The 19,552-nt window shown below is 64.2% G+C and carries 14 protein-coding genes; 8 read left to right on the forward strand and 6 right to left on the reverse strand.

Features of this window, described 5'->3' with window-relative positions; translation table 11 throughout:
* Positions 1–122: 122 nt before the first annotated feature.
* Both QP552_RS14835 and QP552_RS14840 read right to left on the reverse strand, forming a co-directional pair.
* Positions 123–470, reverse strand: coding sequence for a ribonuclease E inhibitor RraB (locus QP552_RS14835; protein WP_111112472.1), 348 nt, complete (start codon positions 468–470; stop codon positions 123–125).
* Positions 471–494: 24 nt separating this feature from the next.
* Entirely contained in the window at positions 495–2,099 is a 1,605-nt protein-coding gene (locus QP552_RS14840; RefSeq protein WP_286073959.1) for a transglycosylase SLT domain-containing protein, read from the reverse strand.
* Between the two features lie 122 nt (positions 2,100–2,221).
* Here QP552_RS14840 and QP552_RS14845 point away from each other — a divergent pair, with 122 nt between their 5' ends.
* Positions 2,222–3,727 (forward strand): helicase HerA-like domain-containing protein, encoded by a 1,506-nt coding sequence (locus QP552_RS14845; RefSeq protein ID WP_286073960.1) that lies wholly within the window; start codon positions 2,222–2,224, stop codon positions 3,725–3,727.
* Between the two features lie 87 nt (positions 3,728–3,814).
* Positions 3,815–4,321 carry a transcription elongation factor GreB gene (greB, locus tag QP552_RS14850; protein ID WP_111112469.1) on the forward strand — a complete coding sequence of 169 codons (507 nt, stop codon included), beginning with the start codon at positions 3,815–3,817 and terminating at the stop codon, positions 4,319–4,321.
* A gap of 144 nt (positions 4,322–4,465) precedes the next feature.
* On the opposite strand, the gene QP552_RS14855 is transcribed toward greB, so the two are convergent.
* Positions 4,466–5,311 (reverse strand): DUF3025 domain-containing protein, encoded by an 846-nt coding sequence (locus QP552_RS14855; protein ID WP_286073961.1) that lies wholly within the window; start codon positions 5,309–5,311, stop codon positions 4,466–4,468.
* Entirely contained in the window at positions 5,308–6,669 is a 1,362-nt protein-coding gene (gene rimO, locus QP552_RS14860; protein WP_106548848.1) for a 30S ribosomal protein S12 methylthiotransferase RimO, read from the reverse strand. The genes QP552_RS14855 and rimO overlap by 4 nt, the downstream gene beginning before the upstream one ends.
* 205 nt (positions 6,670–6,874) lie before the next feature.
* Here rimO and QP552_RS14865 point away from each other — a divergent pair, with 205 nt between their 5' ends.
* The 3 genes from QP552_RS14865 to QP552_RS14875 are packed head-to-tail and all read left to right on the forward strand — an operon-like array spanning position 6,875 to position 8,148.
* Complete coding sequence (locus tag QP552_RS14865; protein WP_033834542.1) at positions 6,875–7,546, forward strand: dienelactone hydrolase family protein; 672 nt, start codon at positions 6,875–6,877, stop codon at positions 7,544–7,546.
* Positions 7,543–7,965, forward strand: coding sequence for an HIT family protein (locus QP552_RS14870; protein ID WP_106548850.1), 423 nt, complete (start codon positions 7,543–7,545; stop codon positions 7,963–7,965). The genes QP552_RS14865 and QP552_RS14870 overlap by 4 nt, the downstream gene beginning before the upstream one ends.
* A gap of 15 nt (positions 7,966–7,980) precedes the next feature.
* Positions 7,981–8,148 carry a DUF5668 domain-containing protein gene (locus tag QP552_RS14875; RefSeq protein WP_005410498.1) on the forward strand — a complete coding sequence of 56 codons (168 nt, stop codon included), beginning with the start codon at positions 7,981–7,983 and terminating at the stop codon, positions 8,146–8,148.
* A 94-nt stretch (positions 8,149–8,242) separates the two neighbouring features.
* Here QP552_RS14875 and dcd read toward each other — a convergent pair whose 3' ends face one another.
* Positions 8,243–8,815: a dCTP deaminase gene (gene dcd / locus QP552_RS14880; protein ID WP_005410499.1), complete on the reverse strand. Its 573-nt coding sequence runs from the start codon at positions 8,813–8,815 to the stop codon at positions 8,243–8,245.
* Between the two features lie 421 nt (positions 8,816–9,236).
* Here dcd and QP552_RS14885 point away from each other — a divergent pair, with 421 nt between their 5' ends.
* Positions 9,237–12,209 (forward strand): TonB-dependent receptor, encoded by a 2,973-nt coding sequence (locus QP552_RS14885; RefSeq protein WP_088435896.1) that lies wholly within the window; start codon positions 9,237–9,239, stop codon positions 12,207–12,209.
* A gap of 72 nt (positions 12,210–12,281) precedes the next feature.
* Here QP552_RS14885 and apbC read toward each other — a convergent pair whose 3' ends face one another.
* Complete coding sequence (apbC, locus tag QP552_RS14890; RefSeq protein ID WP_005414099.1) at positions 12,282–13,136, reverse strand: iron-sulfur cluster carrier protein ApbC; 855 nt, start codon at positions 13,134–13,136, stop codon at positions 12,282–12,284.
* A 212-nt stretch (positions 13,137–13,348) separates the two neighbouring features.
* On the opposite strand from apbC, the gene QP552_RS14895 reads away from it, so the two are divergent.
* Positions 13,349–16,156 carry a TonB-dependent receptor gene (locus tag QP552_RS14895; protein ID WP_286073962.1) on the forward strand — a complete coding sequence of 936 codons (2,808 nt, stop codon included), beginning with the start codon at positions 13,349–13,351 and terminating at the stop codon, positions 16,154–16,156.
* A 382-nt stretch (positions 16,157–16,538) separates the two neighbouring features.
* Complete coding sequence (locus tag QP552_RS14900) at positions 16,539–19,487, forward strand: TonB-dependent receptor (protein WP_111112466.1); 2,949 nt, start codon at positions 16,539–16,541, stop codon at positions 19,485–19,487.
* Positions 19,488–19,552: the final 65 nt, after the last annotated feature.

Here is a 19,552-nt window from a genome sequence, read left to right on the forward strand (position 1 = left end):
GTGGATGGATTCAACGGAATGACGGCCAGCGGCCGGCACTGCCGGGTCTGTAGAGCCGAGCCCATGCTCGGCTGCCGGCAAAAACAGCCGAGCATGGGCTCGGCTCTACAGCCAGAAACGTGTTACTGCAGGGCCGGGGCCGGGCCGACGTCCATGCCGTCGTAGTCTTCCACGCCCTTCTCCGCGGCCAGCGCCGCGAACTCCTGGTTGCGACGGTCCAGCGAGGCTTCGTCGTGAATCTCCACACGCTCCACATGCAGCACGTGGAACGGCGCGTCGCCTTCTTCCGGCTCCTGCTCGAACAGTTCCACGAAGGTGTAGCCCTGCGCCTGCAGGTGGTCAGCCAGCGCCTGCAGTGGCTCTGCGGTGGAATGGACGAAGAAATACCCCCACAGCAACGGGCCGGTGATGTCCCAGTCGGTGTTTTCGCGGAGGTTGGCGAACAGGTTGCGGGTGTCTTCGAGGTCCATGCGGATTCCAGGGGTCGTGGGGGATTACTTGTCGCAGCCCTGCAGCTTCAGCGTCTGGCCGTGGCGCAGGCTGTAGGCCGGGGCTTTCAGGCCGTTGGCGCGGGCCAGGGTCGGCACGTCGCACTGAAACTTCGCCGCAATGGCACCCAGGGTCTCGCCCTTGCCCACCTTGTGGCTGCGCACCGGCTTCGGCCGCGCCGCCGGGCGCGGCGTAGCCACCGGAGCGACCGGCGTGGTCGGCACGCTGGTGGATGCAGCAGCGTCCGCCACCGGCACCACACCACCCACGGCCACGCTGCCGGTGTAACTGGCGGCGGTCGGGCGGACGATGGCTGCGTTCAGATCGGCGGTGATCAGGGTGCGGGCCAGGTCCGCACGCGGGCCGCTGACGCAGTTGCGCTGGTACAGGCCGGCGATGCGGGTGGTGGCGTTGATCAACGTGCCGGCCGGAATCCAGCCGTCGGCTTCATAGCGCGGGTTGAGGTTGCGCAGCGCGCGCATGTAGCCATCGCGGGTGCCGTGGCTGCCCAGGCAGATGGTCAGTTCATAGATGGTGGTGGACTTGGCCAGGCGCAGCGTGGCCGGCTGCGCACTGATCTTCGGGAACTCCACGCCGTACTGCTGCGGGTGCAGGAAGATCCACGCCGCGGCGATCACCATCGGCACGTAGTCCTTGGTCTCGCCGGGGAACTGGTTGTAGACGCTGTCGGTCCAGAAGCTCTGCCCGCCGCTCTGCTTGAACACGCGCGCGGCGCGGCCTTCGCCACCGTTGTAGGCGGCCACCGACATTTCCACGTTGTTGTTCAGTTCGCGCAGGCGTTCGTTGAGATAGCTGGCGCTGGCCTCGGCGGCGCTCCGTGCATCGAAGCGCGTATCGAAGCCGGTGCCGTCCGGGCCGAGGCCGAAGCGGCGGCCGGTGGCCGGCATGAACTGCATCAGGCCGGCGGCGCCCGCGCGCGAGGAGGCATGCACGCGGCCGTTGGATTCCTTGGCCATGATGCCGAACAGCAGCGCCTCGGGCAGGCCGCGCTTTTCCCACTCCGGCCACATCACCGCGCGCAGGTTCTGGTAGTTCTCGTAGCTGGTCAGCAACGCCGGGCGCATGTCGGTCAGCCAGCGGCGGATGCCGGCCTGCACGGCCGGGTTGTACTCGACCATGGTGTCGAAGGCATGCCGCTTGTCGTTGAGCAGCGCGGCGGCGCGGGCGGCCTCGGGCACATCGGCGGTGAGCGGGCCGATATGGTCGGGGTCGGCTTCCAGGCGGTCACCACTCTCGTCGGCCACCTCATCGCTGCCCGCCGCATCGGCGTCGTGCTTGAGCAGGCGCTTGTAGCTGGCCAGCAGGGTGCCCATCTGGCAGCCCTTCTGCTTCACGCAGTCATTGAGTACGTCTTCCATGTCCTCCAGCGCGGCATCGGCCTCGTTGCTGCCCTTCGGGTCGGAATTGGCGACCAGCAACAGGGCGTCGCTGTAGCGCTTCTCGGCGGCGGTCATGCGCTGCTGCAGCGCATCCACCTTCACCTTGTCCCGGGCCGAAACCCGCTGCGCATGGGCGTCGGGCGCCAGGGAAACCAGGCCGGCCAGGGCCAGCAGCGGCCAACCACGGGAAATCAGGACAGGAACGGGCATTGATGGCACTGTGTGCGAAACAGGCAGGCAGAGTAGCGGCGCCGCCAAGGTCCGGGCAAGCCGACCTTCGGCCCGTCACCGCCGGCGGTTAACATTGGGCTATTCACCACAAGGGCTGGACCATGGATCCGATTCTGCTCGGCAAAGGCATTACCGACGATATTGCCGTCACCCTGCTGCCGAAACTCGGCAACCGCCACGGACTGGTAGCCGGCGCCACCGGTACCGGCAAGACGGTGACCCTGATGACCCTGGCCGAGGGCTTCTCGCGGCTGGGCGTTCCGGTGTTCCTGGCCGATGTGAAGGGCGATGTGTCCGGCCTGGCCGTGCCTGGCACCGGCGCCGAGAACCTGCTGCAGCGCGCCGCCGAGATCGGCGTGGCGGACTATGCGCCGGCCGCCAGCCCGACCATTTTCTGGGATCTGTACGGCAAGCTCGGCCACCCGGTGCGCACCACGGTCAGCGAGATGGGCCCGACCCTGCTGTCGCGCATCCTCGAATTGAACGATACCCAGGCCGGCGTGCTCGACATCGTCTTCAAGCTGGCCGACGACCGTGGCCTGCTGCTGCTGGACATGGACGATCTGCGTGCCCTGCTCGGCCTGGTGGCCGAGGAGCGCAAGGACATCTCCACCGAGTACGGCCTGGTCAGCGCGCAGTCGATCGCCGCGATCCAGCGCTCGGTGCTGCGCCTGGCACAGGACGGCGGCGAGAATTTCTTCGGCGAACCGGCACTGGAACTGGCCGACATCATGCGGGTCAATCACGACGGCCGCGGCATGATCGGCATCCTTGCCGCCGACCAGCTGGTGCTCAAGCCCAAGCTGTATTCGACCTTCCTGCTGTGGCTGCTGTCGGAACTGTTCGAGCAGCTGCCGGAAGTGGGCGACCTGGACAAGCCGAAGCTGGTCTTCATCTTCGACGAAGCGCACCTGCTGTTCGACGACGCGCCCGCGTCGCTGTTGCAGCGCATCGAGCAGGTGGTTCGACTGATCCGCTCCAAGGGCGTGGGCGTGTACTTCTGCTCGCAGTTCCCCGATGACGTGCCGGGCAACATCCTCGGCCAGCTGGGCAACCGCGTGCAGCACGCGCTGCGCGCCTTCACCCCGCGCGACCAGAAGGCGGTAAAGACCGCTGCCGAGACCTTCGTGCCGAACCCGAAGCTGGACGTGGCCAAGGTGCTGAGCCAGCTCGGCACCGGCGAGGCGCTGGTGTCCACGCTGCAGGACAAGGGCGTGCCGATGCCGGTGCAGCAGACGATGATCGCGCCGCCGCGCTGCCGGATGGGGCCGATCACCGACGCCGAGCGTGCGCAGGTACGTGCCGGAAGCCCGGTCGGCAGCCGCTACGACACCGCGATCAACCGCGAATCGGCCGCCGAACTGCTGGCCCAGCGCGCGCAGAAGGCGGTCGAGAAGGCCGAGGCACCTGCCGCGCGCAGTCGCGAGCAGGACGAGGCGCAGGAGGGAGGCTTCGGCCAGTCCATCAAGGATGCGATCTTCGGTACCAAGCGCCGCCAGGGCATGATCGAGACCATGGCCAAGCAGACCACGCGTACCGTCGGCACCAAGCTGGGCAACCAGATCGTGCGCGGCATCCTGGGTGGCATTTTCGGCGGCAAGCGCTGATTCACCGCCATTGGGGTCGGAGCCCTTCCTGCGGAAGGGCTCCGACCCCATTCCCCCTATCGTCATCCTGAAAAGAAGTCGTACTGCATGTCCCGTTGGCGTCCACCCGCAGAAAAAAGCACCGCCCTGATCACCGCCTCCGGCCATGCCCGATTGAAAGCCGAACTGGATGAGCTGTGGCGCGTGCGCCGCCCGGAGGTGGTGAAGGCACTGGCCGCCGCTGCCGCGGAAGGCGATCGTTCCGAGAACGCCGAATACACCTATCGCAAAAAGCAGCTGGGCGAGATCGACCGCCGCGTGCGCTACCTGACCAAGCGGCTGGAATCGCTGCGCGTGGTCGACACCACGCCGACCGATCCGCAGGCGGTGTTCTTCGGTGCTTGGGTGGAGCTGGAGAACGTAGACAGCGGCGACACCAGCCGCTACCGCATCGTCGGACCGGATGAGACCGATGCGGGACTGGGCTGGATCAGCATCGATTCGCCACTGGCGCGTGCGCTGCTGAAGAAGCGGCTGGATGACGAGTTTTCAGTGGAGCTGCCCGGCGGCCAGTTCACCTTCGCGGTGATCAGCGTGGAATACGAGCGGATGTAGAGTCGACTGTCAGTCGACTACCGCGCGAAGCGCGGCACAAACCTCCGCCGCCGGACGGCAAACGCGCCGCGATCCCCATCGCGGTTGATGACTCACCGAAGCCATCTGTCAAGCGTTCATGACATCGGAACGAAGAGCAGTCGACTAACAGTCGACTCTACCGTCGGGCAACGGCGGCGGGTACTGACGCCCGGCACGCAATGGGCGGAAGTAATCGGCGTTGGCGTAGAAGGCGGCATCCTGCCGTTCATGCCAGCCCGGAATGCCCGCCAGGGGCAGCGGTCGCAGCTGCAACGGATCGGTCAGCGCCCGGCCCTCGCGGATGGCCGCAGCAACCTCGGCGCTACAGGCGTCGTCATCGTCGCCCTGCACCACCACACACTTGCCGACCAGCAGGCGGCCCGGCAGCAGCGCCTGTTCCATCAGCGCATGACCGAACACCGTCGCGATGGCCACAGCGCCGCTTCGCCAGCGCGTCGGTTCAAACAGCGTCGGCCACGCGTGCTCATCCCAGGCCGCCAGCACCGCCTCATCGCGCACGCGCACGATGACGCCGGTTTCATCAAACTGGGTCAGCGCCGCCTGTGCGCGATTGCGCTGGCCGGGCGGCATGGCATCGATATGCAGGCACTGCTGTGCGTTGAGTGCCTGCTTCAGCTGCGGGTGGCATGCCCACACCAGCGCATTGAACAGGTCATGCCAGTTGCCGGCACGGGTGGCGATATGCCCCTGCGCGATGCGCGCTTCGTAATGCAGGCCGTCGGCCAGCAGCGCGGCATCCTGTTCCACCAGGCGCTTGCCGGGAAACGCCAGCCGCGCATCAAGCGCAGCAATGGACGGCCATGCTGCATCGTCCAGCAGATCACGGAAGTCCTGCAAGCCAGCGAACAGCGGATGTTCAAACACCTGCAGATCGACGGCCGCACGCGGCGGCGGCACGAAGCGCCGGGAACCGCCGCCGTCGCCAGCGGCGGTCGTCGTTGCGGTCACAGCACCTTGAGGTCGAACGCCGGGCGGCCCGCAGCCGCCAGCGCATCGCCGTACAGGTCGTGCTCGTCGCTCTCGGTGATCTCCACGTCGACGAATTCGCCCACGCGCAGCGGCACCTGATCGGCGTTCTGGATGTGCACCAGACCGTCGATCTCAGGCGCATCGGCCTTGGAACGGGCCACCGCGATGTCACCTTCGATGGCATCGACCAGGCACTGCTGCACGGTACCGATCTTGGCTTCCAGGCGCGCGGCGGAAATCTGCGCCTGCTTCTCCATGAAACGGGCCAGGCGTTCCTGCTTCACTTCTTCCGGCACAGCGTCGGGCAGGTCGTTGGCGGTTGCGCCCTCGACCGGCGAGTAGGCGAACGCGCCGACGCGATCCAGCTGTGCCTCATCCAGGAACGACAGCAGTTCTTCGAACTCGGCCTCGGTCTCGCCCGGGAAGCCGACGATGAAGGTCGAACGCACGGTGATGTCCGGCGCGATGCGGCGCCAGTTCTGCACGCGCTCCAGGGTCTTCTCGACCGCGCCGGGGCGCTTCATCAGGCGCAGGATGCGCGGGCTCGCGTGCTGGAAGGGAATGTCCAGGTACGGCAGGATGCGGTTCTCGGCCATCAGCGGCACTACCTCGTCCACGTGCGGATACGGGTAGACGTAGTGCATGCGCACCCACGCATCCAGCTCGGACAGTCCTTCACAGAGCGCCTTCAGGCGGGTCTGGTAGGCCTTGTTGCGCCACATCTTCTCGGCGTACTTCACGTCCACGCCATAGGCCGAGGTGTCCTGCGACACCACCAGCAGCTCGCGCACACCGCCACGCACCAGGCGCTCGGCCTCACGCAGCACCTCATCGACCGGGCGCGAGACCAGCTTGCCGCGCATGGACGGAATGATGCAGAAGCTGCACTTGTGGTTGCAGCCTTCGGAAATCTTCAAGTAGGCGTAGTGGCGCGGGGTCAGCTTGATGCCGTAGTCGGGCACCAGGTCCACGAACGGATCGTGCTTGGGTGGCAGCGCTTCGTGCACCGCCTCCATCACGCTCTGGTAGTCCTGCGGGCCGGACACCGCCAGCACGTTCGGGTACGCCTCGCGGATCTGCTCCGGGCGCTTGCCCAGGCAGCCGGTGACGATGACCTTGCCGTTCTGGTTCATCGCCTCGCCGATCGCGTCCAGCGACTCGGTCACCGCCGAATCGATGAAGCCACAGGTGTTGACCACCACCACGTCGGCCGAGTCGTAGGACGGAACGATGTCGTATCCCTCGGACCGCAACTGGGTGAGGATGCGCTCGGAATCGACGAGGGCCTTCGGGCAGCCAAGGCTGACGAAGCCGACTTTGGGGTTCAGCTGGGACATGGAATCGCGGGACTCTGGGGGCCTGGGCCCCTGCCGGCATGGCAGGGGGTCCTGGGGGCCGGGGCCTGAAAGGGCGCCAGTATACCGGGGTTGGCGGCCTCGCTCTGAATGGCCAGCCGCCCGATCACGCACAGCCGCTGACACCGTGCTAACCCACGCAACACCGACAATACAGTCCTGTCCCCTGCAACTGAGGTAGATGACGATGGCCGAGTGGATCACCCTGGATACGCACCACGGCGCGGTACGGGCCTGGCAGGCACTCCCCGAGGGCACCGCGCGCGGCGGGCTGGTGGTGGTGCAGGAAATCTTCGGCGCCAACCCGCATATCCGCAGCGTGGCCGAGCGCTTCGCCGCCGAAGGCTATGCGGTGCTGGCACCTTCGTTCTTCGACTTGGTCGATGGACCCGAGGCCGATCCGGATGCCCTGCCCTACGACGCCGACGGCGTGAAGCAGGGGCTTGAACGGGTAGCCGCGCTGGGCATGGAACGGGCGCTGGAAGTGGTCCGCGCGGCGGCCACCCGCCTGGCCCCCTACGGCAAGGTCGGCACCGTCGGCTACTGCTGGGGCGGTACGGTGGCGATGCTGTCCGCAGTGCGCCTGGGCCTGCCTTCTGTCAGCTACTACGGTGCGCGCAACGTCCAGTTCCTCGATGAGACGCCGAAGGCGCCGGTGATCTTCCACTTCGGCGCCCAGGACAGGAGCATCCCGCCGGAGGCCGTCCAGGCCCACCGCGAAAAGCTGCCGCAGATGGCAACCTTCGTCTATCCGGCCGACCACGCCTTCAACCGGGAGGTCGGACATGCGTATGATCCAGACAGCGCCGCCCTGGCGCTGCAACGCACCCTGGACTTCTTCTCGGAGCATCTTGGATGAGCGAATTCGAACTCGATTCACGCCTGGCCACCGATAGCGTGCTGGTGGCCGAAGGACCGTTGTCGCAAGTGCGGCTGATGAACGACGAACGATTCCCGTGGCTGGTACTGGTACCGCGCCTGGCCGGGGTCACCGAGTGGATCGAGCTGGACGGCGAGCAGCAGGACAAGCTGCGCACCGAGCTCAACCGCGCCTGCAAGGCCCTGAAGGGCTCCGACGGGGTGGAGAAGATCAACATCGGTGCACTGGGCAACATCGTGCGCCAGCTGCACTTCCACGTGATCGGCCGCCATGACGGTGATCCGGCCTGGCCGGGCCCGGTCTGGGGCAGCGGTCCCGCGCACCGCTACGAAGCGGCCGCACTGGACCAGCATGTCGCCTACTGGAAGGAACGGCTAGGATATCCGGCCCACTCCTGAGCCTTCGCCGACCCGATGCGATTCAACCTCGTTGCCGCCATCCTGCTGATCCTGATCGGCCTGTTCATGCTCGCCAGCAACCTCGGCTGGACGCACCTGAACCTGTCCAAGCTGCTGTTGACCTGGTGGCCGGTGGCACTGGTGGGTGTGGGCATCGCGATGCTGTTCGGTCGCGGCAAATAAGGTAGCGCCGGGCCATGCCCGGCGAACGCACCGCGTGACCCATGCGAAAACGCCGGGCGTGCCCGGCGTTTTCGTCATGCGATGACGCGGGCGATCAGGTCCGCGGCAGGGTCACACCGGTCTGGCCCTGGTACTTGCCGCCACGATCGCGGTACGACGTCTCGCAGATGTCATCGGCCGCGGCCTGGAAGAACAGCATCTGCGCGACGCCCTCATTGGCATAGATGCGCGCCGGCAGCGGCGTGGTGTTGCTGAACTCCAGGGTGACGTGGCCTTCCCATTCCGGTTCCAGCGGGGTCACGTTGACGATGATGCCGCAGCGCGCATAGGTGCTCTTGCCCAGGCACACCACCAGGGTGTCGCGGGGGATGCGGAAGTACTCCACGGTGCGCGCCAGCGCGAAGCTGTTCGGCGGGATGATGCACTCGTCGGCAGTGATGTCGACGAAGCTTCCCGAGTCGAAATGCTTGGGATCGACGATGGTCGAGTTGATGTTGGTGAACACCTTGAACTCACGCGAGCAGCGCACGTCGTAACCGTAGCTGGACGTGCCATAGCTGACGATGCGCTCGCCGTTGGCCTGCTTGACCTGCCCTGCCTCGAACGGCTCGATCATGCCGTGCTGCTCGGACATGCGGCGGATCCAACGGTCACTCTTGATGCTCATGCTCTGTCCTGTTGAACGAGGGGGAAACGGGCTGCGCCCGAGGCGGCGATTCTACAGGTGGCCTCCCTGTGGCGGCCATGCTTGCTCCTCGGCCCAGCGAGCCACTTCATGGCACCGCGCGCAAGATCGATGCCCCACAATCGTGAATAACAAATGAGACTTATCGTCGCAATTAAGATCATTTATCACACATTTGTGTCACTTTCAATCATCTCGTCAGACACGAAACAAACCGAAACAAAAAATAAAATATCTTTTAATTCAACAACCTGAGACCACTATTCGGCGCCCCTCATTTGATGAGCGCCAGATGAACGTTGCGCGAGAAAAACTTCATCGTTACGGTTTCATTCATCCTGAACAATTCGTTCAGGTCAGCTTGAATTGAACCGCTTCCCCTCTGCAACCGCAAAGGAACACGATGAATCTGAACTTCAATGGACGCGTCCTGAAGCGCACCGCTCTCGCGGTCGTGCTGGGCGCCTTGGCCGGCACCAGCTATGCCCAGAGCACTGCCGGTGACATCGTCGGTACGGCCTCCTCCGCCGACAAGGTCCAGGTCAAGAGTCTGGCCTCGGGTGCGACCCGCGAAACCAACGTCAGCAGCGACGGGCGCTTCCGCCTCTCCCAGCTGCCGACCGGCACCTATGAGGTGATCAGCTACAGCGGCGGCACCCAGGTAGGCAGCACCCGCGTCAATGTCGTCGCCGGTCAGACGGCCACGGCCACCTTTGCCGCTGGCAGCGCCACCTCGCTGGATACCGTCAATGTACGCGCGGCCGCCGTTGCTCCGATCGATCTGAGCAGCGTGGAAACCCGCACCACTTTCACTGCCGAGCAGCTCAACTCGCTGCCGGTTGGCCGCGATGTGACCAGCGTTTCGCTGCTGACGCCGGGCACCGTCTCCTCCAGTGGCTACTTCGGCCCGGCATCGTTCGGCGGTGCCTCGGCAGCAGAGAACAGCTACTACGTCAACGGTTTCAATGTCACCAACCTGTATGACAGCCTGTCCTTCTCGGAAATCCCCTACCAGGCGATCGACCAGCTGGACGTGCAGACCGGCGGCTATGGCGCGAAGTACGGCTTCTCCACCGGCGGTGTGACCAGCGTCAACGTCAAGCGCGGCACCAACGAATGGAAGGGCGGTTTTTCCTGGACCGGTGCGCCATCGTGGGGACGTGACCACCTCCCGAACTCGCACCGCAATGACGGCGAGATCTTCCGCGATTACAGCCAGGCCGACAGCTCCTCCAACGTCTACTCGGCCTGGGCCGGTGGTCCACTGATCGAAGACAAGCTGTTCGTGTTCGCCATGGGCCAGTTCAGCAACTCCAAGAGCTCCGTCTATGGCGGGCGCTCTGAGTACACCGACGCCGCCACCGGCGGCACCTCGTACGACTACCAGGTCAAGACGCCCTACTGGCTGCTGAAGGTCGACTGGTACCTCAACGAGAACAACCACCTGGAATACACCGGGTTCGACAATGGCAACCGCTATACCTATGACTACTACAACAATGTCTATGACGTGGAAGCCGAACGTTCCAACCGGACCAGCTACAAGGGTCAGCTGATCGGCAAGCGCGGCGGCCAGACCGACATCTTCAAGTGGACCAGCTACCTCACCGACAACCTGACCGCCTCGCTGCAGTACGGCCAGATGCGCAATACGGCCTCTGAGTTCACCGTCGACCGCAATGGCGTGATGAGCTACTACAACGGCGACGTGCACTCCCCGGACGGCGCCTGCCCGTACGTCGTCTACAACGGCAACCCGATCGGCTGCTCGGTCGCCTCGTCGGTCGACATGATGGGCGGCAAGAACGAGCGCAAGGGCGGCAAGCTGGACTTCGAATGGCAGCTCGGCAACCACCGTCTGGCATTCGGCTACAGCGACGAGAAGTGGGAATCCACCCAAGGCACGGCTTACTCCTCCGGCGCCTACTGGGTCGTTCGCCCGACGCGCGCGCGCCCGGACGCATACCGGATCAACTACCGCACCGGCGGCAGCGTCAGCATCGACCAGAAGTCGTGGTATGTGCAGGACAACTGGCAGATCACGGACAACTTCATGCTCTACCTGGGCATGCGCAATGATTCGTTCAACAACAAGAACACCGACGGCGTGAGCTTCGTCAAGCAGGACGACATCTGGCAGCCGCGCCTGGGCTTCTCGTGGGATGTCACCGGCGACGGCCGCAGCAAGCTGTTCGGTTCGCTTGGCCGCTACTCGCTGCCGGTCGCGGCGAACGTTTCGCTGCGCGCCGCCAGCCCGTCGTACTACACCGTCGATTACTACGACTACCTGGGTTCCTACGACCCGGTATCGGGCAAGCCCAATGTCGCCGCCACGCCTTACAACAGCCTGGTCTACAACGGCGAAAACGGCTCCACTCCGGACCCCAAGGCCGTCGCCAGCCGTGGCCTGAAGCCGTACACGCAGGATGAAGCCATCCTGGGCTACCAGTACCAGCTGTCCAGTGCCAATGATTTCTTCAATGACTGGACGGTCGGCATCAAGGCCACCTACCGCAAGATCCACAACGTCATCGACGATACCTGCGACTCCCGCGCCATCTACAACGCCGCCGTGGCCGCCGGCTACGACGTATCGAGCTGGGACAGCGAATGGAGCGTGCCGGGCAGTCTGCCGGGCTGCTACCTGTTCAATCCGGGCCAGGATCTGAACATCTCCCTGGATGTCAACGGCGATGGCACTCCGGAGGACATCCACGTGCCGGGCAACGTGCTGGGGCCGAAGGCCAAGCGCACGTACAAGGCACTGACACTGAGCGCGGACAAGCGCACCGATCGCTGGTACGCCAGCCTGTCGTATACCTGGTCCAAGCTCGATGGCAACTATGAAGGCCTGGTCAAGAGCGCCAATGGCCAGGACGATACCGGCACCACGTCGGACTTCGACTTCGCCGAGATCATGTACGGGGCGGACGGCTACCTGTTCAATGACCACCGTCATTCGATCAAGCTGTTCGGTTCGTATGATTTCACGCCCGAGTGGCAGCTGGGCCTGAACATCCAGGCACAGTCCGGCTCCCCGATCAGCTGCTTCGGCGGCGGTACCGGCACATTTGACACCGAATACGGCTACGGCGCTGCCTTCCACTACTGCAATGGCCAGTTGTCGCCGCAGGGCACCACCGGTCGCACGCCGTGGACGCTGAATGTCAGCCCGAGCCTGACCTATCGTCCAAACTGGCTGTCGGGCCTGAGCATCCAGGCATCGGTGCTCAATGCCTTCAACAGCATCAAGCCGTTGCAGGTCTATGAGGTGACCCGCGACGAAGACTACGACCGCACCTACAACAACGTGGGCGTGGGCAAGTACTACACCACTCCGCGCTACGTCCGCTTCCAGGTCCAGTACGACTGGTAAGCGGCTTCCTCTCCAGGAACGTCCCAGATTGCCGCCGGCCTCGCGCCGGCGGCTTTTTCTTTGCGGCCGCGGTCAGAGCAGCGACGAAAGGATCGGGATCGATGCCCGCGGGCGCTTGCCCACTTCCTCGATCAGGCGCTGCGCGGCATGGCGGTACGCCTGGGCCGGTACCGAATCGGGCTGCGCCACGGTGATCGGGGTACCGCTATCGCCCTGCTCGCGGATGCCGATCTGCAGCGGCAACGAACCCAGCAGCGGTACGCCGTACTGGGCCGCCATGCGCTCGCCGCCGCCTTCACCGAACAGGTGCTCGACATGCCCGCAGTTGCTGCAGGTATGCACCGCCATGTTCTCGACGATGCCCAGCACCGGCACCTCGACCTTCTCGAACATCTTCAGCGCCTTCTTCGCATCCAGCGTGGCGATGTCCTGCGGCGTGGTGACGATCACCGCACCGGCCAGCGGGATCTTCTGGGTCAGGGTCAGCTGGATGTCACCGGTGCCTGGCGGCAGATCGATCAGCAGGAAATCCAGATCGTCCCACAGGGTGTCGTTGAACAGCTGGGTCATTGCCGAGGTGGCCATCGGACCGCGCCAGATCATCGGCGTGTCCTCCTCGATCAGGTAGCCGATCGACATGGTGTCCACGCCGAACGCGCGAAGCGGTTCGATGCTCTTGTTGTCGGGACTTTCCGGCCGGCCGGACAAGCCCAGCATGGCGGGCACGCTGGGGCCGTAGATGTCCGCGTCCAGCACGCCAACACGTGCGCCCAGCTGCTGCAGCGCGACGGCCAGATTGACCGCGGTGGTCGACTTGCCCACGCCGCCCTTGCCGGAGCCGACCGCGATGACATTGCGGATGCGGGCATGTGGCGTCAGTCCCTTCTGGACCTGGCTGGCATGGGGGCGGCGGGGGGAACTGTTCACAACGGGCACCAGCTGTATCAGGGGGAATAACCCAACATCATACAAGCTGGACGTAGCCTGACTGAAATTCAGGATTGCTACAGATTCGTGCACAGATTGTTAAGTTCATGTTACGTTCCTGAAGCACTGTTTTGGGCTGCGAAGCTGGTTCCCAGCGCGCACGATGGCGCATGCGCAGTGCCGTTTTTGTTTTTGCTCTCTATTGGAACTACATGAAATACGTAAGCAACACCGCACGTCGCAACACGCTCGCTGTCGCCCTGATTTCCGCCCTGATGGCCGCCGCCCCGGCAATGGCCCAGGACAAGGCGACCAACCTGGACAAGATCACCGTCACCGGTTCGCTGATCCCGCAGACCCAGGTTGAAACCCAGACCCCGGTGATGTCCATCACCGCCGAAGACATCCAGACCCGCGGCTTCAGCAGCGTTGCTGAAGTGCTGCAGCAGTCGTCGCTGACCACCGGCGGCCTGCAGGGCGGCCAGACCTCGGGTTCGTTCACCCAGGGCGCTGAAGCAGCCGGCATGTTCGGCCTGAACCCGGGTTACACCAAGTACCTGATCAACGGCCGCCCGATGCTCTCGTATCCGGCGCTGTACAACGGTAGCGACACCTTCAACAACATCAGCGGCATTCCGATCGACATCGTCGAGCGCATCGAAGTGCTGCCGGGTGGCCAGTCCTCGCTGTACGGCTCGGACGCGATCGCCGGTGTGGTCAACATCATCCTGAAGGAGCGCATGGACGGCGGTACGATGACCGTCCGTGGCGGCAGCTACACCGAAGGCGGCGGCAGCAACATCCGCTTCAGCGCAGCCAAGGGCTTCAACGCGTTCGACGACCGCTTCCACGCGCTGGTCAACGTGCAGATCGAGAACGGCAGCCCGATCTGGGGCTACCAGCGTGACATCACCAAGCAGAACAACCCGGTCGGCTACACCGCGCAGGTGCCGTCGAACGACTTCGCCGTCATCACCAATGCAGACAACAAGCTGCTGATGATGGACCCGAGCCGCTGCGCCAACGTGGCAGGCCTGTACGACGGCACCACCGTCGTCGGCAAGCGCGCGTCGGGCGAGTCCTGCGGTTCGGTGTACAGCGCCGGCTACAAGACCCTGAAGAACGGCAAGAACAGCGGCCAGTTCTACTCGTCGATGACCTTCGACGTGAACGACAACTTCCAGCTGTTCGCCGACGTGCTGTACAGCAAGGAAAAGACCGAGTTCACCTCCGGCTCCAGCGCCCTGTGGTGGGGCACGAAGTCGGTCATGGGCGGCTTCTACGACCAGGGCGCCGGCAAGGTCGTGAACCTGCAGCGCGCCTTCGCGCCGGAGGAGATCGGCGCGGGCGACTACAACAACATCCTGAACTCCGATGAGAGCCGCGCCTACCAGGTCACCCTGGGCGGCAAGGGCATGGTCGGCGACTGGGATTACAGCGCCAGCTTCACCCGTGGCGAGTACCGCCTGGACCAGAACCGCTTCGTGCGCTGGAAGGACAAGATCGAGGACTTCTTCGGCCAGACCGTGCTGGGCCCGCGCCTGGGCACCTACACCGACCCGAAGGACCCGACCGCCACGTTCGGCATCTACAACCCGAACTACGCTGCCTTCTACTCGCCGATCACCCCGGACCAGTTCGCCAGCTTCACCGGCTACGGTACCCACCGCAGCAAGACCTGGCAGAACCTGGGTCGCGTGCAGGTGACCAACGGCTCGCTGTTCAGCCTGCCGGGCGGTGACGCCGGCCTGGCCGTCGTGCTGGAAGGTGGCAGCGAAGGTTGGGACTACTCGCCGGACCAGGCCTTCGTCGACGGCAACGTGTGGGGCACCACCGCCGTCGCCGGTGCCGGCCACCGCAGCAACTACGCGGTCACCAGCGAACTGCGCATGCCGCTGCTGGAGAAGCTGACCGTCAGCGCCTCGGGCCGTTATGACGCGTTCAAGATCGCCGACAAGACCGTCGACAAGGCTACTTACAGCATCGGTCTGGAATTCCGTCCGATCGAGAGCCTGCTGCTGCGCGGCAAGTACGGCACCGCCTTCCGTGCACCGACCCTGTCCGATGCCTTCCAGGGCATGAGCGGCTCGTACTCGTCCGGCCAGAACGACTACTACCGCTGCAGCCAGCTGGGCTACGGCCTGCGTGACGAGGCCTGCTCGTTCTACAAGAACACCTCGGTGTACAGCGAAAAGTCCGGCAATCCGGACCTGAAGCCGATCACCGCCGACGTGTGGAGCGCAGGCGTGGTGTGGGCCCCTGTGAGCAACTTCTCGCTGTCGGCCGACTACTACAACTGGAAGATCAAGAACGAGGTCAAGACCCTGAGCACCGACCAGCTGCTGCTGGCCGAGTACCAGTGCCACAACGGCCTGCCGAACAACACCTCGGCCAGCTGCCAGAACGTCACCGACTGGGTGTCGCGCGATGCCGGCGGCAACCTGACCCGCGTGTACACGCCGAAGCTCAACGTCGCCAGCCAGAACCTGGAAGCGGTGACGGTGGCGGCCAAGTACCAGCAGGATATCGGCCGCTTCGGTTCGCTGATGTTCTCCGGCAACTACACCAACATGCTGAAGCGTGAAGTGCAGCCGATGCCGGGTGCGGCCAAGCTCGACCTGCTGAGCGATCCGTACAACATGTGGTACTACGACAACTTCGCCAAGGTCCGTGGCGATCTGTCGGTGGCCTGGAACATCGCCAAGTTCACCACCACCGTGTACGCCAACTACGTCGGCAGCACCCCGAACTACCTGGCCTACACCGGCCGCAGCTACGGCTACGTCCACTCGTCCGGCGCCAAGGCCGGCAAGTGGGGTTCGTACACCACGTACAACCTGAGCATGAACTACCAGGCACAGGACGATCTGGTCCTGTCGCTGATGGTCAACAACGTGTTCAACAAGCTGCCGGAAGGCCAGCGCTACAACTACCCGGGCAACGAATCGACCCCGTTCAATGACGGCTTCTACAGCGTCTACGGCCGCCAGATCTCGGCCCAGGTCAAGTACAACTTCTGATCCCGTCGTTTTCCGGACTTCGTGTCTGGACCAGGCCCCGCTTCGGCGGGGCCTTTTTTTTGCCTATCGCGGCACCTCGCCCTCCATTCAGCATTCAGACACGATGGAGCGCCTCGCCACAATTCGTTTAAAATCAAAGAGATAAAATAAAAACAACTCATTTTTCGAGGATCGGAGCGCATTTCCACAACAATTTGATGACTGCGCAATGAACGTTTGACAGTCTCGGTTAATGCCGTGTTAATCTCGGGTTACCGGCCCGTGAAGCCGGTGCAGACCGGGGGCAGAACCACTGCCAGCACCGGGTAAGGGGCACACGGAGACGCCCGCGAGGCAATGTCCCCGGTGTACGACGCAATCATTGGATTCAAGGGGATTTCAGATGATCAATCGCAAGTCGCTCGGCAGGCATCCGCTGAGCTTTGCCCTCGCTTCTGCCGTGCTGCTCATCGCAGCCGCTCCGGCATTCGCCCAGGACGCGGGTTCGACGCAGACGGCACAAGACACGCCGAAGGAAGCACCCAAGTCCAAGGCGACCAACCTGGACACGGTGACCGTCACCGGTTCGCGCATCAGCCGCGACGTGTTCAACTCGGTTTCGCCGGTGCAGGTCGTAACCCGTGAGGAAACCACCCTGGCGGGCTTCAACTCGACCGCCGCTGCGCTGCAGAGCAACAGCGTCACGGCGGGCAGCGCACAGATCAACAACTCCTTCGGTGGCTATGTCACCAATGGCGGCCCGGGTGCCAATACCCTGTCGCTGCGTGGCCTGGGCGCCACCCGTACTCTGATCCTGCTCAACGGCCGCCGCGTTGCACCGGCAGGCTCGCGCGGCTCGGTCGGTTCGGCCGACCTGAACGTGCTGCCCAGCGCGATGGTTGACCGCGTGGAAATTCTGAAGGACGGCGCTTCGTCCATCTACGGTTCGGACGCTGTGGCCGGTGTTGTCAACATCATCACCCGCAAGAACGTGGACGGTGTTGAGGCCGAGTTCCAGCACAACGCCACCGAGAGCGGTGGCGGCGACGAAACCCGATACTCGATCGTGTTCGGCAGCACCGGCGAGCGCTCGCACTTCTCCGGCTCATACGAGCACTACCGCCGCAATGAAATGACGGTGGGTGATCGCAGCTGGGCCAGCTGTCCGACCGACAACCTGCGCGACATGAGCGTGGGCAACTACTTCGGTAGCGGCGATTACATCGATCCCACCACCGGCAAGTCGAAGTGTTTCACGCTCGATTCCGGCGGCGTCACCATCAATACGCTGGGCACTGCCACCTTTGGTGGCTTCAATCGCTGGCGTCCGAATCCCGCCGTCACCACCGGCCGCCTGCCGGGTTATGAGTCTGTCGGCTACTACGACCGCGACACCTTCGATCCGGGTCTGCTGAAGGAGTCGCTGGTGTCCCCGGCCACCACCCACACCCTGTTCTTCCAGGGTGGCGTGGATCTGGGCGTGATGGGGGATGCCGAGTTCTACTACGAGTTCCTCGGCAACAAGCGCGACTCCACCCAGACCGGCTACCGCCAGCTGTCCTATGACTACTCGGTCGGCAATCCGCTGCTCGGTGGCCTGGCAAACCTGCCGGCCTTCGCCCTGCCAACGGAAACGTCCAATGGCAAGAACGTTTCGGCCCGCACCTTCATCGGCTTCGGCAACGACCGCAGCAAGCAGTCGGTCGACTTCTTCCGTGCCACCGCCGGCGTGCGCGGCCGGCTCGGTTCGGAGTGGAACTATGACTTCATGGTCAGCCACGCCGACTCCGATGCGGACTACACCTTCAACACGTTCCTGACTGATCGCCTGGCACAGAGCCTGAACGTGGTGTCCGACGGCGCCGGTGGCTTCAAGTGCGTGAACCCGGCCAACGGCTGCGTTGCCGCACCGATGCTCAACGCACAAACGCTGGCCGGTAAGCTGCCGTACGAGTGGAAGAACTTCGTCTACACCCCGGTCACCGGCAACACCAGCTACAAGGAATCGACCGCGAACCTGAACGTCAATGGTCCGCTGTTCGACCTGCCGGGCGGTACCGCCGCCGGCGCCTTCGGTGTTGAATACCGCAGGGCCAAGATCGACGATACCCCGAGCATCCACTCGATCAACCGCAACCTGTACAACCTGACCAGCTCCGACCCGACCCGCGGCAGCGATTCGGTGTGGGAAGCCTACGGCGAAATCGAGCTGCCGCTGCTGTCCGGCGTCACCGCTGCCGAGGAACTGACCTTCAACGCCTCGGCCCGCTACACCGACTACCAGTCGTACGGGTCGGACACCACCTGGAAGCTGGGTGGCCTGTGGACGCCGGTCAAGTGGCTTTCGCTGCGCGCGTCCTACGGCACCTCGTACCGTGCCCCGGCACTGTTCGAACAGTTCCTGGGGGCCACCAGCGGCTTCTTGAACGCCTCCAACGATCCCTGCAACAACTACGGATCGCGCAATCCGACCAGCCCGCGCTACATCAACTGCGCCTCCCAGGGCCTGCCCACCAACTTCACCGCCACCAACTCGGTGCGCGTGGACTCCATCGGTGGTGGCCTGGTCGGCGCCAACCTGAAGGCTGAGACCTCCGACGCGTTCACCGTCGGCCTGGTGTTGCAGCCGGAGTTCGGCAGCGGCTTCGGTGATCTGTCCTTCGCCGTCGATTACTACGACATCGAAGTGGAGAACGGCGTTGCCCAGATGGGTGCCACCTACATCCTGAGCACCTGCTACAACGGCACCACCGGCGACTTCGCCGCCAACAATGGTCTGTGCCGCCTGATCAGCCGCTCGCCCAACAATACCCTGACCGTCCAGAACGGCTATGCCAACCTGGCCACCGACAAGGTGCGCGGCCTGGACTTCACCACCCGCTACGTTCGCGACATCGGTCCGGGCGAGTTCCGCGCCAACGTGCAGGTCTCGCGGTTCCTGGAGCAGTCCGGCAAGGTGTTCGAGGACGATCCGCTGGTTGATGCCAACGGCCGAATCAACAATCCGAAGTTCACCGGCCAGCTGGACCTGACGTACAAGTTCAAGGAATGGCGTGTGCGCTATGGCCTGAACTGGGTGGACAACATGTCCAGCTATGCGTACTACGAGGAAGATCCCGCAACCTCGGCGTACAAGCTGGCCGTGCCAAACTACATCACCCAGGACTTCTCGGTTCAGTACACCGCCGACAAGTGGCAGGCCACCGCCGGCGTGCGCAACTTCGCAGACAAGGAACCGCCGACCATCAGCCCGGGTGCCGGCATCTACAACACCATCGGCAATGCCCCGCTGTACAGTGGCTACGACTACTTCGGCCGTACGTTCTTCGTGAACCTCAGCAAGAAGTTCTAAGCCTGCACCACCAGCCGCCGCCCTTCCGGGCGGCGGCTGCATTTGGGGTGGGTGCAACGCCCACT

The sequence above is a fragment of the Stenotrophomonas sp. 59 genome (genome assembly GCF_030291095.1).
GTDB lineage: Bacteria > Pseudomonadota > Gammaproteobacteria > Xanthomonadales > Xanthomonadaceae > Stenotrophomonas > Stenotrophomonas maltophilia_Q.